Source organism: Fulverythrobacter fulvus, assembly GCF_037154085.1.
Taxonomy (GTDB): Bacteria; Pseudomonadota; Alphaproteobacteria; order Sphingomonadales; family Sphingomonadaceae; genus Andeanibacterium; species Andeanibacterium fulvum.
On record NZ_JBANRM010000004.1, the window covers coordinates 132,138 to 151,112 of the forward strand.

Here is an 18,975-nt window from a genome sequence, read left to right on the forward strand (position 1 = left end):
CTTCGGGCAGGCACGGCGCAGCGCCATCACAACAGGTTCAACGGCAGCTTGAGATAGCGGACGCCGTTCTCCTCGGGATCGGGCAGATGGCCCGCCCGCATGTTCACCTGGATCGAAGGCAGGATGAGGCGCGGCATTGCGAGCGAAGCGTCGCGGGCCTCGCGCATGGCAACGAAGCTGTCCTCGTCCACGCCATCGCGAACATGGATATTGGTCGCCCGTTGTTCCCCAACGGTGGTTTCCCAACGATATTCATCGCGGCCCGGCGCCTTGTAGTCATGGCACAGGAACAGGCGCGTCCTGCCCGGCAGAGAGAGGAGCCTGCGGATCGACCGATAGAGCATGCGCGCATCGCCGCCGGGGAAATCCGCCCGCGCCGTTCCATAGTCCGGCATGAACAGCGTATCGCCGACAAAAGCCGCATCCCCGACCACGAACGCCAGATCCGCTGGCGTGTGCCCCGGCACATGCAGAACCTCGATGCCAAGCTGCCCGAGGTCGAGCCTGTCACCGTCTTCCAGCAGCCGGTCGAATTCGGAACCGTCACGAGCGACGCCGTCGCCGTGGTTGAACATCGGCCCGAAGAGCTGCTGCACTTCCACAATCGGCCTGCCGATGGCCAGCTCCCCTCCCAGCTTGCCCTTCAGGTAGGGAGCTGCAGAGAGATGATCGGCATGGACATGGGTTTCCAGATGCCACGCCACATCCAGTGCCAATGCTTCCACATGGCCCAGTATCCGGTCAGCGTGATCCGTGGAGGTCCTGCCGGATGCGTGATCGAAATCGAGCACGCTGTCGACGATCGCTGCCTGAAGCGTGTCCGGATCGTGGACGACGTAGCTGACAGTAAAGGTCGGCTCGTGAAAGAACGCGGCAATCTGCGGTCCGCACATGCCTGTCGCACCCTCCATGCAGCCTGCCCTTTCAAGATGGAAGAACCGGGGGCAGCCCTGCCCCCGGCCGATACGATCAGAGCTTCACGAAAGGCGCCGGATCGCCTTCCCGCAGCTTGAGCCCGAACAGCGGGTTAAGCCCCGGATGGCGGCCGATACCGCCAAACAGATCGCAACCGCGCTCATACCAGTCGCGCAGCGGATCGTCCTCGGTCAGCGGCGGAGTGCGCGCAACGGAAGACGCCCAGAGGAATACGGAAAGCGCGGCATAATCGGCAAAGTCCGGTGCATCGCCGCCCAACCAGGGAATTTCGCGCAGCACTTCGCGCAGCGGTTCCAGCGTGGGCGGAACCAGCGGCAGCCGATCTTCGCGACCCGCCTGAACCTCTTCCAGCGTCTGCCCGCCCAGGAAGTCCCGCTCGCGGCTTTCGCGCACATAGGGGCGATCCTCGGGGACGGAGAGGTCGTGATAATCGAGGATATAGCAGCGGAACCACGGCTTGATCGCAGTCGCCCAGAGCCAATTGTCGAGGAAGCGCACGAAGTTGCGATGATCGGGGTTCTTGAACAGCTTCGGATGGTCCGGATAGGCCCGGTCAAGATAATCGGCGACGACGAATTCGCCGCAACGCAGGCTTTCGAACACCCATTCGTCACCATCGCTGATGCCGGGGTGATAATCCGTACGGCCGCCCGTGCGAGCGGAAAGCGACGTGAACCCGCCCTCTACCGGCTTCATCGGCAGGCCCTTATGCGCGATGGCGTATTTCGCCTGCCAGCAGAACGGGCTGATCGTGCAGCCGGTCACGAGGTTCAGGTCATAGACGTGGATCGGGTTGGTCGCGTTCATGGTGCAATCCTGTTGTAAGGGCCTCGGCCACGGGCCAGCGCCGTCCTTCGAAAGATGGCGGCTCCCGGCCGTTGGATGATTTCGCAGTGTCAGGGCCGCGCCGGGCCGCGCTCCTTGGGCAGCGACGGATCGGCGCCCCATTCGGTCCAGCTTCCGTCGTAGAGCGCGACGTCATCCTTGCCGAACTGATACATCGCCAGAGCGAGCGCACAGGCGACCACGCCGCCGCCGCAGCTTGTCGTCACCGGACGGGACAGATCGACCCCGCCCTGCTCGAAGATCGCGCGCAGGCTGTCCTTGTCCTTGTAGGTGCCGTCCGCCTCGAACAGGTCCCAGAAGGGCACATTCAACGAGCCGGGAATATGGCCTGCCGCAACCTTGGGGTTGGGATCGTCATCAGAGCCGGTGAAATGGGCAGCACCGCGTCCGTCGACATGTTCGGCCACCTTGCTCTCGATATTGGCCAGCACATCGTCCCTGGTCTTGAGACGTGCCGGATCGAAGGAAGCAGTGAAATTGCTGGCCGGCCGGATTTCGATCCCACTGGCGAGCGGACGCCCTTCGGCCTTCCACTTGCCGAGGCCGCCATCCAGCACAGCGACATTTTCCAGCCCATACATCCGAAACATGAACCAGGCCCGGGTGGCGGTCTTCACCACGCTGTCATCATAGATCACGATCCGCTGATCCCGGTCGATGCCCAATTCCCGCATCCGGCTTTCGAACTGGCTGGCGGCAGGCATGGTGTTGTCGATGGGGGAAGACGCATCGACCAGCGCGACCAGATCGAGAAACACCGCGCCCGGTATATGGCCCGCCGCATATTCGGCCGCGGAATCCCGCTGCGGCTCGAAATGATGCCTCGTCGCATCGACAATGCACAGATCGGCCGCGCCCAATTCGTTCGAAAGCCACTGGGTGGAAACAAGACTGTCCATAAGCTCAGGCCTTAACGCGTTGATGCAGCCTGCATTCCTGCAGGCCCGATGCTGTCTCCCCGCGCCGGGGAAGGGTTGGTGCGACGCGGGAAGACAGCGGGTACCTTCCTCAGAACTCGTAGCGTGCGGTGAGTGACCATTCACGAGGCCGGGAAGGAGTTGCGTGGATACCGGCAGTCGATGCCGGGCCAATGCCGGTGTAGTAGAAGGTATTGGTGATGTTGCTGACCGAAGCCGCCAACGAGAAGCCGCTGTCGTTCGGACGCCAGCTTACGCGGGCATCGAGCAGGCCGTAGGGCTTCTGCGACTGGCTGTAGGTATTGGGCAGATCGTAATAGATCCGGCTGCGCCAGTTCCAGTCCGTCCGCAGGGTCAGTTCGCCCGCCGAACCTAGGTCCGCATCGTACTGCGCCCCCAGGCTGTAATTGAGTTCAGGCGCGCCGACCGGCTTGCAGCTCATGCACGGGCCATTCGCCACATTCGCGGCTGCGCCCAGATCGATATAGTCGAAGTCATTATAGCCGATCATGCCGGTGAGGGTCAGCCCATCCACGGGACGCGCGGTGACTTCGGCTTCCACACCCCTGATCCGCGCACTACCCGCATTGGTACGCAGGGAGTTGGGCGTTCCGCTGAGATCCGGGACGACCGCAGTGACCTGACGATTGGTGAAGTCGGTCTGGAACACTGCGATATTGGTCTGCAGGCGGCGGTCGAGCAGATCGAGCTTGGCGCCCACTTCGTAGGACGTGACCGTTTCGGGAAGAACCGCCGTGATCTGGTTGGCGTTCAGCGGACGCGGATTGAAGCCGCCCGAGCGGAAGCCGCTGGAAACCGAACCGTAGAGGAAGATATCGTCACTGAGCTGGTAATCCAGGCCCGCGCGGTAATCGACCCGGTCATAGCCGACATCCGCCGTAGTCAGGGCAAAGGGCCGCAGGCCGGTCTCGTAATAGACGCGATCGAACACATAGCCCTTGCTCTCGTCGCTGTAGCGCACGCCGCCGCTCAGCTTGAGCTTGTCGGTCAGCTTGTAGCCGACATGCGCGAAGGCGGAGTAATTGGTGCTTTCGGCGACGTCATAGGTTTCCTGCGTCAGGTTCAGCGTCGCGAAGTAGACCCAGCTGTCGTAATTGCCGGTGGCGGTGTAGTAATAGCCACCCACGGTCCAGTCGAACCGGTCATCGAACAGCGTGCCGGAAAGGCGCGCTTCCTGGCTGAACTGGCGGTGGCGCAGGTTTTCGACGCTGCCGCCCACATCCATGGGCGAACCATCGCCGTCGCGGCCGAAGAAGCCGTCGTAATTGCGCCATGCCGTGATCGAGGTGAAGCCGATATTGTCGGCCAGCGTCCAGTCGACCTTGGCGCTCACGCCCCATTGGTCGAGATTGCTCTCATTCGGTGTGGTCAGCCCGTTCCGCCCACGCTGATACCCGGCGTAGGTGGTATAGGGGGAATCCGTGATGAAGCGGCTGTCATAGGGGATGCCGTATTGCGGGATCGCGATGTTGTTGTTGTACGAAGTCAGCGTGGAACTGATCGACAGCAGCTTGTAGGCGCTCTGGGACGTGTGATCGCGCGTATAGTCCCCGGTGATCGTCACTTCGAGATCGTCGGAGATCACTGCGCGGAGCGATGCGCGGGCCGCCTTGGTATTCACATCGCCCAATTCGCCGACTTCGCAGCTGTCATCCGTGGTGCGCTGTTCGAGCAGGCCGGAAAGAGGGGCGGTTCCATTGCCGATCTGCGTCGGGTTGACGCAGGCGAAGTCCAGGATCTTCATATAGCCGTCACGGCTGAGCGAAGCGCCCGAGACGCGCAGGAACAGACGGTCTTCGATCAGCGACGCATCATAGGCGCCGCGCACGTCGAGACGGTTGTAGCTGCCCGTGCTCGCCTCGAAATAGCCGGTATTGCTGCCGCTTGCCTGCTTGGAGACGAGGCGAACCGCACCGCCCAGCGAGTTCTTGCCGAACAGGGTCCCCTGCGGACCGCGCAGCACTTCCGCACGCTCGAGATCGAGCAGGCCGAGAACGCCGCCGAACACGGTGCCGTGATAGACATCGTCCACATAGATGCCGATCGCGGGCTCGATAGTGAACTGATAATCCGCTTCGCCGATGCCGCGGATAGTGGACTGCAGCGACTTGCCGTAGGCGGCACTGCCTTCACGCAGATAGATGTTCGGCGTTGTGTTCGACAGCGCCGTCACGTCCCGCGCATCGCGGGCCGCCAGTTCGTCGCCCGACACTGCGGTGATGGCGATCGGCACGGTCTGCAGGTTTTCCTCGCGAAAACGTGCAGTAACCAGAATTTCCCTGATTTCGCCGCTATTGTCCGCCGCAAGCTCGCTATTGGCGGCCTCTTGCGCGGCAACCGGGCTCGCGGCGAAAGCGCCGCCCAAAGCCGCTACGGACGCAGTGCAAGACAGAATGGTCCTAAAGCCCATCAGAATCCTCCCAAATGTTCCCATGAAATCGGCGCCGCTCTATCGGCGATCGCTCGCTCGAACTCACCTGGCGCCGACAAGCCGAAATGGCTTTGAGTCAGATCCGGTGGTCCGGTAGAAACCCGGCTAACACTACGGTCCCAAGGTCGCCATAAGGGCGCCGCGATAACCGTTATTCAGACCATGCATAGTGCAGCTTGCTAACCATCCGGACAGGCCACACGCGCGCGTGCCCGGCACATTCGCCCGGTTTTGTGCGGCCTCAGGCAGCCGCCGCAGCCTCGATTGCGGAGATTTCCGGCCCATATTCGCTGATCGTCGCGCGACGCAGATCGCGGCGCACGCTCGTGTAATCGTAAGGCCTGGCGCGATGCAGAGTGCAGCGATTGTCCCAGATCAGCAGATCGCCCTTCACCCAATCGTGGCTGTAGATGAAGCGCGGCTGCGAGGCGAATTCCACGAGGGATTCCAGCAGAGCCCGCCCCTCGTCCTCGTCCATGCCGAGGATGTAATCGGCATGCGATCCGATGCAGAGGCATTTGCGGCCCGAGGCGGAAGTCTGCACCACCGCGTTGTGCACGGCGGGATAGAGATCCTTCAGCGACAGGTTGCTGTCGAACCCGATCCGCTTGCGCGAAATCCAGACATTGTGCTCGGCCACCTGGCCTTCGATGCGCTGCTTCGTCTCTTCGGGCAGAGCGTCATAGACAGCGCGCGTATCGACGAATTCCGTCTGCCCGCCCTCGCCCGCGACTTCATGGCCCAGCAACAGCGACCATTTGGTGGGCAGCGCATGAAACGAACCGTCGATATGGAACAGTTCGTTGCCTTTGCTCATTGCCGCAAAACGCGGGTTGGACGCCATGATCTCGCCATCCAGCCCGAGATTGGAAGCATCGTAGAGTTCCGCGCCGATGCGCTTAGGCGCGACTACGCCGCTCGTCCTTGTGCCATGGGGCAGTTCGAGCGGGCCAAATGCCCGGCTGAAGCGGACGTGATCCTCGTCGCTGATGTGGGCCTGGCCGCGGACGACCAGCACGGCATATTCGGCCATCGCATCTTCGACCAGATCGACCAGCGCCTGATCGGGCGCCCGGGACAGGTCCGCTCCGGTCAGTTCCGCCGCGAACAGCGGGTGCAAGGGGGTTACCTTCATATGTCGTCTCCCATTTTTCAGGGATCGTATGAAGGGGGGTATCAGGCGGCAATCGCGCCAGCCCGAACAGTCAAATCGATCTCATGCATAATGACCTCGCACACGGTCCGAACCCGCCTTGCGACCCGTGCCTGGCGGTTACAGACGCATCACGGGCGCGGGCCTTTCTGCTGGGTAAGCTCCTGCTCCCTGGCCGATTTCAGCACATAGGCGCGGATTGCCTCTGCCTGATCCGCATCGATCCACGGCGCGAAGCTGATCATGCCGTTATCCTTCAACGCCCCTTCGATCACGACGGACCTCCAGGCATCGCGGTTCGTCGCCAACTGGCTCTTGAACAGGTTCGGATTGACCGGGCCGGTGTGACAGATCGAGCAGAAGGCGAAATACTGCTTCTCCCCTTCGGCATATTGCGCCGCAGTAAATGTCTCGTCGCTTTGCGCGTAGGGCAGTTGCGGGATCGCCGGCAGCTTGGCCAGAGTCCCCTTCCCGTCGATACGGAAGGCCAGCAGCACGCCATTCGCGGGCGGGCGGCGCATCCAGTCGCTGGCCGTGGCCATGCCCATGGAACCACCATAGCCGGCCAGCACGGCGACATATTGCACGCCCTTTGCCCGGAAGGTGACGGGCCCTGCCATGATCCCGCGCTGGGCGTCGAACTTCCACAATTCCTTGCCCGTATCGGCAGCGCGGGCGCGGAAGATACCATAGGGATCGCCCTGGAAAACGAGGTTGCCGCCGGTTGCCAGCGTTCCCCCATTCCACGGCCAGGGCATGTCGACTTGCCAGCGCGCCTTTTGCGCGACGGGATCCCATGCGACCAGCATCCCACGGTTCATCTTGGCCAATGCCGCACGTCGTTCGGCCGGAGTTGCACCCGGCACAGTGCCTTCGGGCGGATCGAGGAAAGTGACGCCGGTATTCCAGCGCCCGATATGGCGGGTGTAATTCACGTCGTCGCCATAGGAGAGCGGCACATGCATGGCCGGGATATAGACCAGCCCCGTCTTGGGCGAATAGCTCATCGGGTGCCAGGCATGTGCCCCGATACCGGCGGGATAGACGAGATAGGGCTTGTCGGCGAAGCGGGCCTCCGGCCGTTCGACCGGGCGCCCGGTGACGAGATCGATCTTCTCGGCCCAGTTCTGCGGCACGAAGTTTTCGGCGCTGATCAGCTTCCCGTTGCTGCGGTCGATCACATAGAAGAACCCGTTCTTCGGCGCCTGCATGAGCACCTTGCGCGGCTTGCCGTCGATGGTCAGGTCAGCCAGCGTGATCTGCTGCGTGGCCGTGAAGTCCCAGGTCTCGCCCGGGTTCACCTGATAGTGCCACTTGTATTTGCCGGTGTCGGGATCGAGCGCGAGGATCGAGGAGAGGAACAGATTGTCCCCCTTGCCCGCCGAGCGTGCGCGGTGGTTCCAGGGCGAGCCATTGCCCACACCGACGATCAGCTGGTTGAAATCGGCGTCATAGACCACCGAATCCCACACGGTGCCGCCGCCGCCCATTTCCCACCATTTGCCGTTCCAGGTCTTGCCCGCGAACTTGGCGAAGGCTTCGTCCGATGCGGCCCCGTCCGGCCCGTCGGCCGGATTGCCGGGCACGGTGTAGAAGCGCCACACCAGCTTGCCGCTATTGGCGTCATAGGCACTGACATAGCCGCGCACGCCCAGTTCGGCGCCGGAATTGCCGATGATGACCTTCCCGCGCACGACGCGCGGGGCCATGGTGATGGTATAAGGCTTCTTCTGGTCGACCGTGACAGTGGACCACACTTCCTTGCCGGTTCCGGCATCCAGCGCGATCAGTCTTCCGTCGATCGTGCCTACGAAGACCTTGCCCTCCCACACCGCAACGCCGCGATTGACCACGTCGCAGCAGGCATGAGCGCCCTTCTGGCCATCCACCTTGGGATCGTAACGCCACAACACCTCCCCGGTGCTGGCATCCACGGCCATGACCTTGGACCAGGCGGTGGAGAGATACATGATCCCATCGACCACGATAGGCGTGGCTTCCTGCCCGCGATTGGTGTCGAATTCCACGGCCCAGGCAAGGCTGAGCTTGCCGACATTGCTGTCGTTCACATCCTCCAGCGGGCTATAGCGCTGTTCGGCATAGGTGCGGCCATAGGACAGCCAGTTATCGGGATCGTCTTCCGCGGCAAGCAGACGCGCTTCGGTGACATTCCCGGCCTGCGGTTTCTCGCATCCTGTCAGAAGAAGTGCTGCGGCCAGCATGACTGCCCTGTAGAACACCGGCTTTACTCCGCGCTGATTGAAGGCAGCACCCGCTTTGCGTGCTGGGAACGAGTTGCGCTACCGCGCGTCCGATCCGGCCACTCGCGATTGCCCATCGTCGGGTGCGCTGCCTTGTGGAAGAACAGGATAGGGTGTGGGGCTCCGGGAGGATTTGCTGAGGAGCCCCACATCCATGGGTAACGCCAGGTCAGAACTTGGCGTTGAACCCGGCATAGAAACGACGCCCGATCTGATCGAAGAAATAGGCGTTGATCGGGAAGCCGCCGATGGTGTTGGCAAGGCCGGTCGCCGAAGCATTATATTCGGTAAGCGGCGGTGCCTTGTCGAACAGATTGTCGACACCGAAGCGAAGCGTCACATTGTCGGTCACCGCATAGGTACCGTTCAGATTGAACAGGTCATAGGCCGGGCTTCCGACGAAGGGCGTGTTCGGATCTGACGTATAGGCGATCGACTTTGCTGCCGGCAGGTGCTGCCATTGCAGGCCGAGAGTGGCCTTGCCGATGGAATAGGTGAAGTTGTTCAGCATCTTCCAGCGGAACGTGCCGGGATTGAGGCCGTTTTCAGCAATGGCGTTGCTGCCTGCCGGGCCGAGCGTGCCGGCATATTCGACAAGCTGGCCAGCTGCACCCGCGCTGGCGGGAAGTGCCGCCGACTTGAGGGTGAGCAGGTAGTTGAACACCGTATTGAGGCTGAAGGTGCCCGGCCCGACCGGGAAGGACCAGTCGAGCTGGACATCGATGCCTTCCGTGCGGAAGCGGCCATTGTTCAGATAGGTGACCTGAACATTGCCCAGCGCACCGTCACCCGCGACGCGGCCCACCGCCTGACAGAAGGGCGAAGCCGCTGCCGTGGTGGGGTTGCTCGAAACCGCGGGATTGAAGGTGGGATCGAAGCAGAAACGCTGCGCCGTATCCAGCGTAAGCGGCCCGATCGCATCGTCGACGGCGATGTTGTAATAGTCGACCGACAGCCGCAGACGATCGAGCATCGGCGTCTCGAACGGCGAACTGATCACCGCACCCATCGTCCAGGTCTTGGCGGATTCCGGCTTCACGTCGGGGTTGCCGACCAGTGTGGGGAACGCGAATGCCGGGCCCAGGGCATTGTAGAACTGCGGGTTGGAATAGAACGTATCCGCCGTCCCTGCGATCGACTTGTCCATCAGGATGCGGCAGACCGCTTCGACATTGGCGGCATTGGCGTTCTTCGCCGGGTTGGCCGACCAGCCCAGAGTATTGTTGCGGCGGCAGACGTCACCGCCACCGGCCGCCGTGAAGGTCTGCTGCGGGGCCAGATAGAGTTCGGCGATATTCGGTGCACGAACCGCCTTGTTGAAGCCACCGCGCAGGCGCAGCCAGTCGGTCACTTCCCAATCGGCCATCGCCTTCCAGGTGAAGCTGTTGCCGGTGGTGTTGTAGTCCGACGAGCGGGCGCCAAGATTGAGTTCGAACTTCTTGATGCCCGGCACGTCGGCCAGCACCGGAATCAGAAGCTCGCCGTAGATTTCATCGACCTTGATCTCACCCGAGGAATTGCCGCTCGGATAAATGCCGATCGCCTGGTCATTGAACGAACGGCCCTGCGTGGTCAGCGTGTCATTGATGAAATCATAGCTGTTCTCGCGGTGGCTGGCACCGATGGCCGCACGCAATTGCCCTGCCGGCAGTTCGAACAACCCGCCCTGCGCGTTGAATTCGAAGACCGTCTGCTCCATCGTCGCCTTGTTCTGCAGATTGGCGGAAATGGCCTCGATGCAGTCCTGCGAGATCACCTGATCGACATCGAACGGATCGAACCCGCTGGTGCAGGTCGCCGTGGAGGCACCGAAGCCGCCGAATGCGGAGTTACCCGTTGCCTTGAAGCCCGCCCCCCAGTTCGGCGATCCGATCACTGCGCGGAAGCGCTCGAGCGAAGCCGTACCGGTAATCAGCGAGGTGGTCTGCGATTGGCCGCGAGACGCGTAGAGTTCCCAGGTCCAGTCGCTACCCGGAACGGTGCCCTCGAACCCTGCGACAAGGTTGTAGGTCATCACTTCGGTCTTGGATTCGCGATTGGCGTAATTGAGATAATAGGTCAGCTGCCAGTCGCAGCTTGCGCCGGAACCCGCCGCACCGGCAACCGCCAGAGGATCGCAATGCATCAGATTGCGGATCGCATCCGACGTGCCGACCGGAATCACGCGGCTATCCAGGATCGAGCGCAATTCCGCCGGTACCTCGCTCGTCGCCGGCACGAAGCCCGACCAGCCGTTCACCGAAGGCGAAGGCTGCTGCACGGTGTTGGTCGTGACATGGGTAAAGGTGCCCTGCCCGAATACGCCGATCCAGTCGTTGATCTCGTAATTGCCGCGCGCATAGATATTGTAGCGCGACAGCGGCAGCTGGACATAACCGTCGAGGAAGTTCTGGCCGAGCGTTCCGTCCGCCTGCTTCTTCCACTTCGGACCGGACGTATCGCCCTTGAAGCGCGAAACACCGCCCGGAGGGCTCTGGAAGAAGCCCGTGAACGCCGTGCCGTCTTCATTGAAATACAGACGGGAGCCGGCAGCCACCGCCCCGGCACCGAAGACCGCATCATAGGATGCCTGAGTGGGATTGATCCCGCCATAAGGCTGGAAGCCCGAGAAATCCGGGAAGAATTCCGTGCCGGTGAAGCGCGGGTCCGACCAGACTTCCTGGAACCATTCGCGCTCCGCCTGGGCGGCCGAACGACGATCGTTCATCGACAGGCCGAAGGTCACATTACCCCGCCCATCGGCGAAATTCGCGCCCATGATGCCGCTGATGGAATATTCCGTACCGTCGCCGCGCTCGGTCGTGCCGATCTGCCCATCCAGATTCAGACCCTCGAAGTTCTTCTTCAGGATGAAGTTGACGACGCCGCCTACGGCGTCCGCGCCATAGGTAGCCGATGCGCCGCCGGTGATGATTTCCACGCGGTCAATCGCAGCGGCGGGGATGGTATTGATATCGACCACGCCAAGCGCGTTGGCCGGCGTCGCGCGCCGCCCGTCAACCAGCACGAGGTTACGGTTGGTGCCCAGGCCGCGCAGCGAGACCGTCGCCGCGCCGGGGGTGTTGGTTGCGGTAGGCTGGATGTCGCCGCCCAGTGAAGGCGTCTGCACCGGAGTGAAGGCCGGAAGCTTGTTCAGGCTGGTTTCGATTGCGGCAGTGCCCGTCGCCTTGAGCAAATCTTCGCCGACCGACACGATCGGACTATTCGCTTCATAGTCGCGCCGAACGATGCGCGAACCGGTGACGACAATTTCCTGAGCTTCCGGCTCAGCCTCATCGCCGGATGCAGATTGAGCCATTGCAGATGGCGCTGTCGCCACGGCAGCAATCGCTGTTGAACACACGAACGCCAGACGCAACTTTGCTGTAGTGCCCGTCATAACCTTCTCCCCACTCAACTCTTCGGTGGAATCTCTCGCAGAAGATTCCCTGCCGTGAGTCGCACTTGTTGTGCGCAGTGCCGCTTTTCGGCCTTAACAATCTATCTATCGTGGTAGATAGTTCAACATCAAATTGGTCGTTTGCGGTAAAGCGTCCGCTGGCGTAGCCAAAGTCCGGGGGTTGGAATGAACAGGGGCGCTGCGGGGGCGTCGTAGCGCAAGAGGTAGTTGACAATGACCGAAAACGACGCAGGCAAGCTGGATGATTTTGACGCCTGGAGCGACCACTACAACCAGTATTATCCGGGTGGCTCACGCCTCGATCAGGAGTTTCGCACCTCCCGCCTGCTCGTACTCGCCGCGCGCAGCTGGATGTATCGGATCGACAATCTGCTGCGTCAGGAAACCGGGCAAAGCCGGGCTCGCTGGCAGGTGCTGTTCGCCATCGCCTTTGCCGAACAGCCCGCAACCATGTCCGACATTGCACATCGCGCGCGCGTCCAGTGGCCCACGCTGGTGCGGGTGGTCGAGGGCATGGAAAGGGACGGGCTCATTAAGCGCGAGGATAATCCGGCTGACAAGCGCTCGAAACTCCTGCGCCTGACTCCTGCGGGAGACGATGTGGTGGCCCACATCCAGCCCACGCTCGACCGCGAAAGGGCAACCCTCCTCTCCAGCCTTTCGGACGAGGAACTTACCCAGTGCACCGCCATGCTTCAGAAGGTCTTCGAAGCGGCGATACGGTGACGGCCAGCCATTTATGACCGGCCCCCACCGCCTTCATGACCCGGCCGCCTTTATGACCCGGCCTCCTTCATGACCCGTCAGTGCGGGCCTGCTGAATGTCCACCACCTTGGGCGCCCGGGAGAAAAGCTCGGTATAGGGATCGTCGAGATCGATGCTGAATGGCTCCGTACCCTCGCGTACCGTGGTGCGGCGCATGTCGCGCTTGAATTTCGCTGAATCGAAATCGCCGCCCCGATGCATGCTGCACAGATTGTCCCAGATCACGAGATCGCCCGGCTTCCAGGTGACGTAGAAGGTGTAGCGCGGCTGGGTTGTATGATCGATCAGCCGCTTGATCAGCGCGCGGCCCTCTGCCTGATCCATCCCTTCGATATCCATCGTATGCGCTGCGATGAACAGCGACTTGCGACCGGACCCGGCATGGGTGTGGACGATAGGATGGCGCGCCTTGAAGCGGTCGTTGATGGCCTCTTCCGAAATATCGGCCCCCGCCTGCTTGCGGCTCCACCAAAGGGAATTGATGCCGATCTTGCCTTCGATCAGCGCCTTGGTTTCATCGTCGAGGTCTTCATAGGCGCTGCGGGCATCGGCGAAGCCGGTCTCGCCGCCTTCCGCCGGAACCTCATGCGCCAGCAGCAGCGAATAGGACGTCCGCTTCTCCATGAAGGCGCTGTCGGTGTGCCATAGGCGGTCGCCCTTGCGATACTGGATCGCGGCAGGGTCCTGCGTGATTTCCCCGTCAGCATTGAGATTGGAGGCATCGAACAACTCGCGATGAGGCAAGCGAGACTTCATGCCCGCGGACTTGGGCACCCGCTCCAGATAGCCGAAATTGCGACTGAACTGGACATGCTGGTCATCGTTCATGCCCGTGTTGCGGAACACGCAGACGCCATATTGCGACATGGCGTCGATCACCTGCTGCACCTCGCCGGCCGTAAGCGGTTTGGTCAGGTCCAACCCCGAACACTCCGCCCCGAACTTCTGCAGAATCGGCTCACACTTCAACGCCATTGGCACCCCGGAATCCTTATTGAATGCACTTTGCCTACCATAGTAGGAACTATAAGGGAAGTTCCGGCAGGATTGAGGCATGCACAGGCCTGCCTCCGCTCACTGGCCTGCCCCCGCCGCCCCAGACTCCGTCTCGGGCTTCGACGCAGGCCCTTCAGCGTGAGACAACGTTGTCCATATCGCCCGCATGTGCAATGAGGGCGGGCAGAACGGAAGAAAGGCTGCAGATGAGGCCCCATGGGGTATCAATGGGCACAGATGCAGGCACAATGACGCTCAACGGCAGCATACGACTTGCCGCACAGACCCTGAGGCCCTGAAATGGTACAGACCGGTTCATCCACCACCCGCGTATCCGCCATGCAATCCGGCCAGCGGCCCGGTGCGACTGCCGCCTTTGCAGTCATCACCTGCCTGTTCTTCGCCTGGGGCTTCATCACTGCGCTGAACGACCCGCTGGTGGCCGCTGTGAAGGGCATCTTCACGCTCTCGCGCGTGGAAGCCCAGCTTGTCGCCTTCGCCTTCTTCATCGCTTACGGGCTGGCATCCTTCCCGGCGGCAGGGCTGATCGCGCGCCTCAGGCCCATGGCGGCTATTCTGTGCGCCCTGGCGATGATGGTCGTGGGCTGTGCAACCATGCTGGCGGCCGCGAACCTCGCCGTATTTCCGCTGGTTCTGCTCGGCCTGTTCATGCTCGCCAGCGGGATCACCGTATTGCAAGTGGCCGCCAATCCGCTGGTCGCGGCACTGGGCGACCCGAAGCGCAGTCACTTCCGCCTCACCCTGAGCCAGACCTTCAATTCCTTCGGCACGTTCCTCGCGCCGATCCTTGGCGCGCATTTGTTCCTCAAGGGACTGGAAGTGCAGGAAGGCGCTGCGGTCACCGAAGAAGTGCGCTCCCGGGCGCTGGGCGGTATCGACACCGCCTATGTCTGGCTTCTGGGCATGATCATCGCCCTGGGCCTGTTCCTCTGGCTCAACCGCAAGGTCGTGAATGACGCCCTGCCCCCTTACGATGCGGCACCCGGGAAGAGCGTCGCCGCGCTGGTGAAGGAAGCATTCTCCGCGCCCTGGGCGCTTGCCGGGGCCTTCGCCATCTTCGTCTATGTCGGCGCGGAAGTGTCCATCGGCACGCAGATGACCGCCTTCCTCAACGATCCCGGCATCTGGGGAAGGTCCGACGCGGCCTTCTCGGTTCCATTCCTCGGCTGGGTAATGGGCAGCGACGGCGTGCCCGGCGTCTCGGTGGAAGAGGCCGGCAAGGCCGTCGCCTTCTACTGGGGCGGCGCAATGGTCGGGCGCGCTATCGGCTCCGTCCTGCTGGCGCGTTTTTCCGCACCCAAGCTCCTGGCCAGCTTTGCGGCAATTGCAGCGCTTCTTTGCATATATATCGCAAGCATCGGCGGTGTTGGGGCTGGCTTTGTCGCACTGACGATCGGGCTGTTCAACTCGATCATGTTCCCGGTGATCTTCACCATCACCCTCGAACGATCCAGTGCCAGCGAAGAGGCGACATCGGGGCTGCTTTGCACCGCGATCATCGGAGGGGCGTTCGTCCCGCTGCTGGTGGGGAAGATTTCCGAACTCACTTCCTACCACGCGGCTCTGATAGTGCCCGCGATCTGCTATCTCCTGATTTGCCTGTTCGCCCTGCGCGCAAAAGCGGCTGCGGCAGATCGAGATTAAATCTCGGATGGACAAGGAGTGCCCCGGAGCCGGGCAAGCTCCGGGGGCGGGAGAGTAAGGAAGAGCCCAGGGAGGCAGCCTCCTCTTCTCGACGGTGATCGAGGCGTCGCTTGAGCGCATAGCCACCCAGCAAAGCAGCCATCAGGCCGAAAGGACCGACCTTCTTCAGCGCGGTCACGGTACCCGCTCCAAGAAGAGCGCCCGCAGGGCCGTTCACGCCATCGAGATGCCGCGCAGCCCGTTCGTCCACATAGTGGTGCAGCCCTTCGCCTCCTGACCGACCGCTCGATGACGGCGGCGTCAATTCACCCGATAGACCGACAGCCGCACCGTCGGCCCAACCTTTCCACCGGTCGCGAGAAACAGCGCGCGGTTGACCCAATCATAATCTGGATGGCCGCTTTCGAGGCGAATGGCAGTGCGCATGTAGTATTCGGACGGGGGAACAGCTTCGCCAGCTGCGATGCGTGCCGCAACCTCTGGCGGGGCATGGCGGATACCCTGGCTGACCACTTCGATTACCGCACCGTCATCCGTTTCGATTGCGTAGCGCGCATCCAGGTCTGCAATCCCGCCAGCCAGCACAGTCTGCCAGTCTGCACCGACGTTGAGCACACGCCCCTGAAGCAGCGGCCCATTCGCCGTTCCGCCGACAATGGGAATGATCCGCCGAACACCGGCGGGACATACGCCCATTTCGTGCGGGCGGGACAGTTCGACGACCAGATCGAAGGCATGCTCCAGCTGCATTGTCACGCCGGAACCTTCGCCACCTTGGCGCCTTCCGAAATAGTTCGGGGCGCAGCATTGAGCCGATCCTTGGCAAAGCCTGCTGCCTGCTGATAGGCCAGCATGAAGGCAGAGCGCTCTTCGGCGGAGATGACGTCGTCGATATTGTCGAACTGGCCCCCGCACCGATCTTCCACCATGCCAAGCAGGCCAAACGGACCCGCCCCGCGATTACGCATGGCAACCTGGCCGATGGGGCCGCACATCTCCTCGTCGAAAGTCTTGAGGGCATCCGGAGTGATGCCGCGATCCAGCATTATCCTGCCAATCACCCGGGCATCGATGATAGCCTGAGAGGCCCCATTGGAGCCGGTCGGATACATCGGATGGGCCGCATCGCCCATCAGGGTTACTGGGCCATCGACCCAGCTTGGCAAGGGATCGCGGTCGATCATCGGGTTTTCATAGGCCACGTCGGATTTGGCCAGCAGAGATGGCAGATCGATCCAGTCGTAAACAAACCCGTCGAACTGATGTGCGAATTCCGACAGCTCGACCGGCCTGAACCAGCCGGACTTGGTCCAGTCATGGTCGGTGTCATAAGTCTGCTCGGCAATCCAGTTGATGTCCGCCAGCCCGTTCTCGTCCGGATAGGAGATCGGGTAGATCACCACGCGGTGGCGGCTTGTTCCCAGTCCGACGAAGGACGATCCTGTACGGATCGGCACGCCGCGCGCCGTGCCCCGCCACATGATCGTTCCGCCCCAATGAATGGGTGGCTGTTCGGGATGCATCTGCGCACGAACCGAAGAATGGATTCCATCCGCTCCGAATAGCAGGGTGCCATTGAACTCTTCCGTTTCACCACCGGCTTTTGTGACCAGCGCCGTTACCGAACCGTCCAATTCCTTGCGGTAGCCTGTCACTCTGTGACCGAGCTTCACTGCGTCCGCACCCAGCCGCTCGATCACCTCGCGCATCAGGAGAAGGTGGAATTCACCCCGGTGAACCGCATATTGGTGCCAGCGATATCCGGCCAGTTTGCCGCGAGGTTCGGAATAGATTTCCTTGCCGTTCAGCCCGACGAGTGCCCATTCGCGTGCGGGTATGCCAACCCGATCAAGTTCCAACTCGCCAATTCCGAGATCTTCAAGTTCGCGCACGGCGTTGGGCTGAAGATTGATCCCCACGCCCAGAGGCCTGAGTTCACGCACGCTCTCGAACACGATGCAATCGACACCGATCTGGTGAAGTGTCAGTGCAAGCGTCAGGCCCCCGATACCGCCTCCGGCGATCAATACGGTCTCATTCGGCATCGCGATTATCGTCTTTCAGTCCCTTGTCCCCCAGCCCGCACTATCGGTGAGAGCGACGCCGTCAACCTTCCTTGTTGCGCATGACAATCTGCGCCTGCTCGGCCATTGGCGCGGCCGCAATCTGCACGAGGCGATTTCCGGTTGCCTAAGGGCCCGCGCTGGTCGATCCCGTTTCGATATAATGGGGGAGACAGTGGATGCAGGAAGCTGCAGGCGTAGAAACGTCCTTGAAGCGGCAGGTCGGGCGCAAGATCGCAGTCCGGCTCGTTCTTCCGATCGCCATACTGACGTTCGTGAATTCGATCGACCGGGTGAATGTCAGCTACGCAGGCAGCGCCATGTCTTCCGATCTGAACCTTTCGCCCGAGCAGTTCGGACAGGGCGTGAGCATGTTCTTCATCGCGTACCTCCTGTTCCAGTACCCCCATGTCCGGTTGCTGAAGCGCCTGGGCATCAAGCTCTGGCTGTTTATCTCCGTGCTGCTGTGGGCCTGTTCCGGGATATGGATGGCCCATGTGCAGAGCGCGGGAGAATTCTATGCGGCACGCTTCCTGCTCGGAATGGCGGAGGCCGGCTTCGCGCCTGGGATGACCTGGCTGATCTCGCGATGGACGCCGCCTTCCATTCGCGCGCGGGCGCTTTCCGGGGCACTTTTGGCAGTGCCCCTCTCGATGGTTCTAGGCGGGCCGCTCTGCGGGTGGCTGCTGGGTATCGCCAACCCGCTGGGCATGGAGGCCTGGCGCTACATGTTCCTGGCCGTTGCCGTCCCGAATGCGGTCCTGGCGGTGGCGGCAGCGTTCTATTTCGTTGACCGGCCGGATCGGGCTCGCTGGCTTACGGCCGAAGAACTGGCCTGGCTCGACAAGGAGATGGCACCCGGCGACGGCGGTGACGGACAGCCTGCCCCAGCCTTCGCGCAGATCGCTCGGGATCCCTGGCTATGGCGCTGTTCCATCGGCTGGCTGCTGATCATGACCGGCGCCTATGCGCTGGCCTTCTGGCTGCCCCAACTGGTCCGCAAACTCGATCTGGGCGGTAGCGAACTGATGATCGGAACGCTCAGCGCCCTACCTATGCTGGGAATCGCGATCGGCCTTGCGGTGAACGGCAGGCTGTCAGACCGGGCGGGCGAACGCTTGCGCCATGTCGGCATACCGAGCGCGGCGGCCGGCCTTGCCATGCTCGCCGCTGCGGCGCTCCAGCCAGGCTGGCCAGTGCTGGCGCTGTTGTTCGTCGCCGGACTGGGCCTGGGGGCTGCGCAGGGTGTGTTCTGGGCGATTCCCAGCGCGGTCCGCCTTGGCGGGGACAGCGTTCCTGTCGGTGTGATCGCGCTGATCAGCATGTTCGGCACGGCTGGCGGGATCATCGGCCCCTGGCTCACCGGCGTTCTCGTCGGCAGCAGTGGCAGCTTCTCGCTTGCCATCGGCGTACTAGCCTCTCTGCTGGTGGTCGCTCCCTTTATCGTGAGCTTCGATCGCGCCGGGCGGAGCAAGCCCGCCGGAGGGGACTGAACGAGTATTTCCCTCGCCTTTCTCCAG

At 62.2% G+C, this 18,975-nt stretch carries 13 protein-coding genes; 3 read left to right on the forward strand and 10 right to left on the reverse strand.

Translation table 11 applies throughout. The annotated features are described in order from the left end of the window. Nucleotides 1-26: 26 nt before the first annotated feature. From WFP36_RS12760 to WFP36_RS12790, 7 genes are all read right to left on the reverse strand, one after another. Complete coding sequence (locus WFP36_RS12760) at nt 27-893, reverse strand: MBL fold metallo-hydrolase (protein ID WP_336980897.1); 867 nt, start codon at nt 891-893, stop codon at nt 27-29. 76 nt (nt 894-969) lie between these two features. Further along, a complete protein-coding gene (locus WFP36_RS12765) occupies nt 970-1,743 on the reverse strand; it encodes a glutathione S-transferase family protein (protein WP_336980898.1) in 774 nt (257 codons plus the stop codon). Nucleotides 1,744-1,832: 89 nt separating this feature from the next. Further along, a complete protein-coding gene (sseA, locus tag WFP36_RS12770; protein WP_336980899.1) occupies nt 1,833-2,681 on the reverse strand; it encodes a 3-mercaptopyruvate sulfurtransferase in 849 nt (282 codons plus the stop codon). A gap of 109 nt (nt 2,682-2,790) precedes the next feature. Further along, nucleotides 2,791-5,085 (reverse strand): TonB-dependent receptor, encoded by a 2,295-nt coding sequence (locus WFP36_RS12775; protein ID WP_336980900.1) that lies wholly within the window; start codon nt 5,083-5,085, stop codon nt 2,791-2,793. Nucleotides 5,086-5,392: 307 nt separating this feature from the next. Beyond that, complete coding sequence (locus WFP36_RS12780) at nt 5,393-6,286, reverse strand: TauD/TfdA dioxygenase family protein (protein WP_336980901.1); 894 nt, start codon at nt 6,284-6,286, stop codon at nt 5,393-5,395. A 149-nt stretch (nt 6,287-6,435) separates the two neighbouring features. Then, nucleotides 6,436-8,544, reverse strand: a complete 2,109-nt coding sequence (locus WFP36_RS12785; protein ID WP_336980902.1) for a PQQ-dependent dehydrogenase, methanol/ethanol family — start codon at nt 8,542-8,544, stop codon at nt 6,436-6,438. Between the two features lie 190 nt (nt 8,545-8,734). Continuing rightward, the gene (locus WFP36_RS12790; RefSeq protein WP_336980903.1) at nt 8,735-11,863 is read right to left on the reverse strand and encodes a TonB-dependent receptor plug domain-containing protein; all 3,129 of its coding nucleotides are present in this window, start codon (nt 11,861-11,863) and stop codon (nt 8,735-8,737) included. A gap of 315 nt (nt 11,864-12,178) precedes the next feature. Here WFP36_RS12790 and WFP36_RS12795 point away from each other — a divergent pair, with 315 nt between their 5' ends. Then, complete coding sequence (locus WFP36_RS12795; RefSeq protein WP_336980904.1) at nt 12,179-12,691, forward strand: MarR family winged helix-turn-helix transcriptional regulator; 513 nt, start codon at nt 12,179-12,181, stop codon at nt 12,689-12,691. A gap of 67 nt (nt 12,692-12,758) precedes the next feature. Here the strand turns inward: WFP36_RS12795 and WFP36_RS12800 are convergent, their stop codons facing one another. Next, a complete protein-coding gene (locus tag WFP36_RS12800; RefSeq protein ID WP_336980905.1) occupies nt 12,759-13,706 on the reverse strand; it encodes a TauD/TfdA dioxygenase family protein in 948 nt (315 codons plus the stop codon). Between the two features lie 321 nt (nt 13,707-14,027). On the opposite strand from WFP36_RS12800, the gene WFP36_RS12805 reads away from it, so the two are divergent. After that, the gene (locus WFP36_RS12805; protein WP_336980906.1) at nt 14,028-15,392 is read left to right on the forward strand and encodes an MFS transporter; all 1,365 of its coding nucleotides are present in this window, start codon (nt 14,028-14,030) and stop codon (nt 15,390-15,392) included. A gap of 300 nt (nt 15,393-15,692) precedes the next feature. Here the strand turns inward: WFP36_RS12805 and WFP36_RS12810 are convergent, their stop codons facing one another. Then, nucleotides 15,693-16,142, reverse strand: a complete 450-nt coding sequence (locus tag WFP36_RS12810) for a DUF3237 domain-containing protein (RefSeq protein ID WP_336981211.1) — start codon at nt 16,140-16,142, stop codon at nt 15,693-15,695. Nucleotides 16,143-16,144: 2 nt separating this feature from the next. Continuing rightward, nucleotides 16,145-17,437, reverse strand: a complete 1,293-nt coding sequence (locus WFP36_RS12815; RefSeq protein ID WP_336980907.1) for a flavin-dependent oxidoreductase — start codon at nt 17,435-17,437, stop codon at nt 16,145-16,147. A 197-nt stretch (nt 17,438-17,634) separates the two neighbouring features. On the opposite strand from WFP36_RS12815, the gene WFP36_RS12820 reads away from it, so the two are divergent. Next, nucleotides 17,635-18,948: an MFS transporter gene (locus WFP36_RS12820; RefSeq protein WP_336980908.1), complete on the forward strand. Its 1,314-nt coding sequence runs from the start codon at nt 17,635-17,637 to the stop codon at nt 18,946-18,948. The last annotated feature ends 27 nt before the right edge of the window (nt 18,949-18,975 follow it).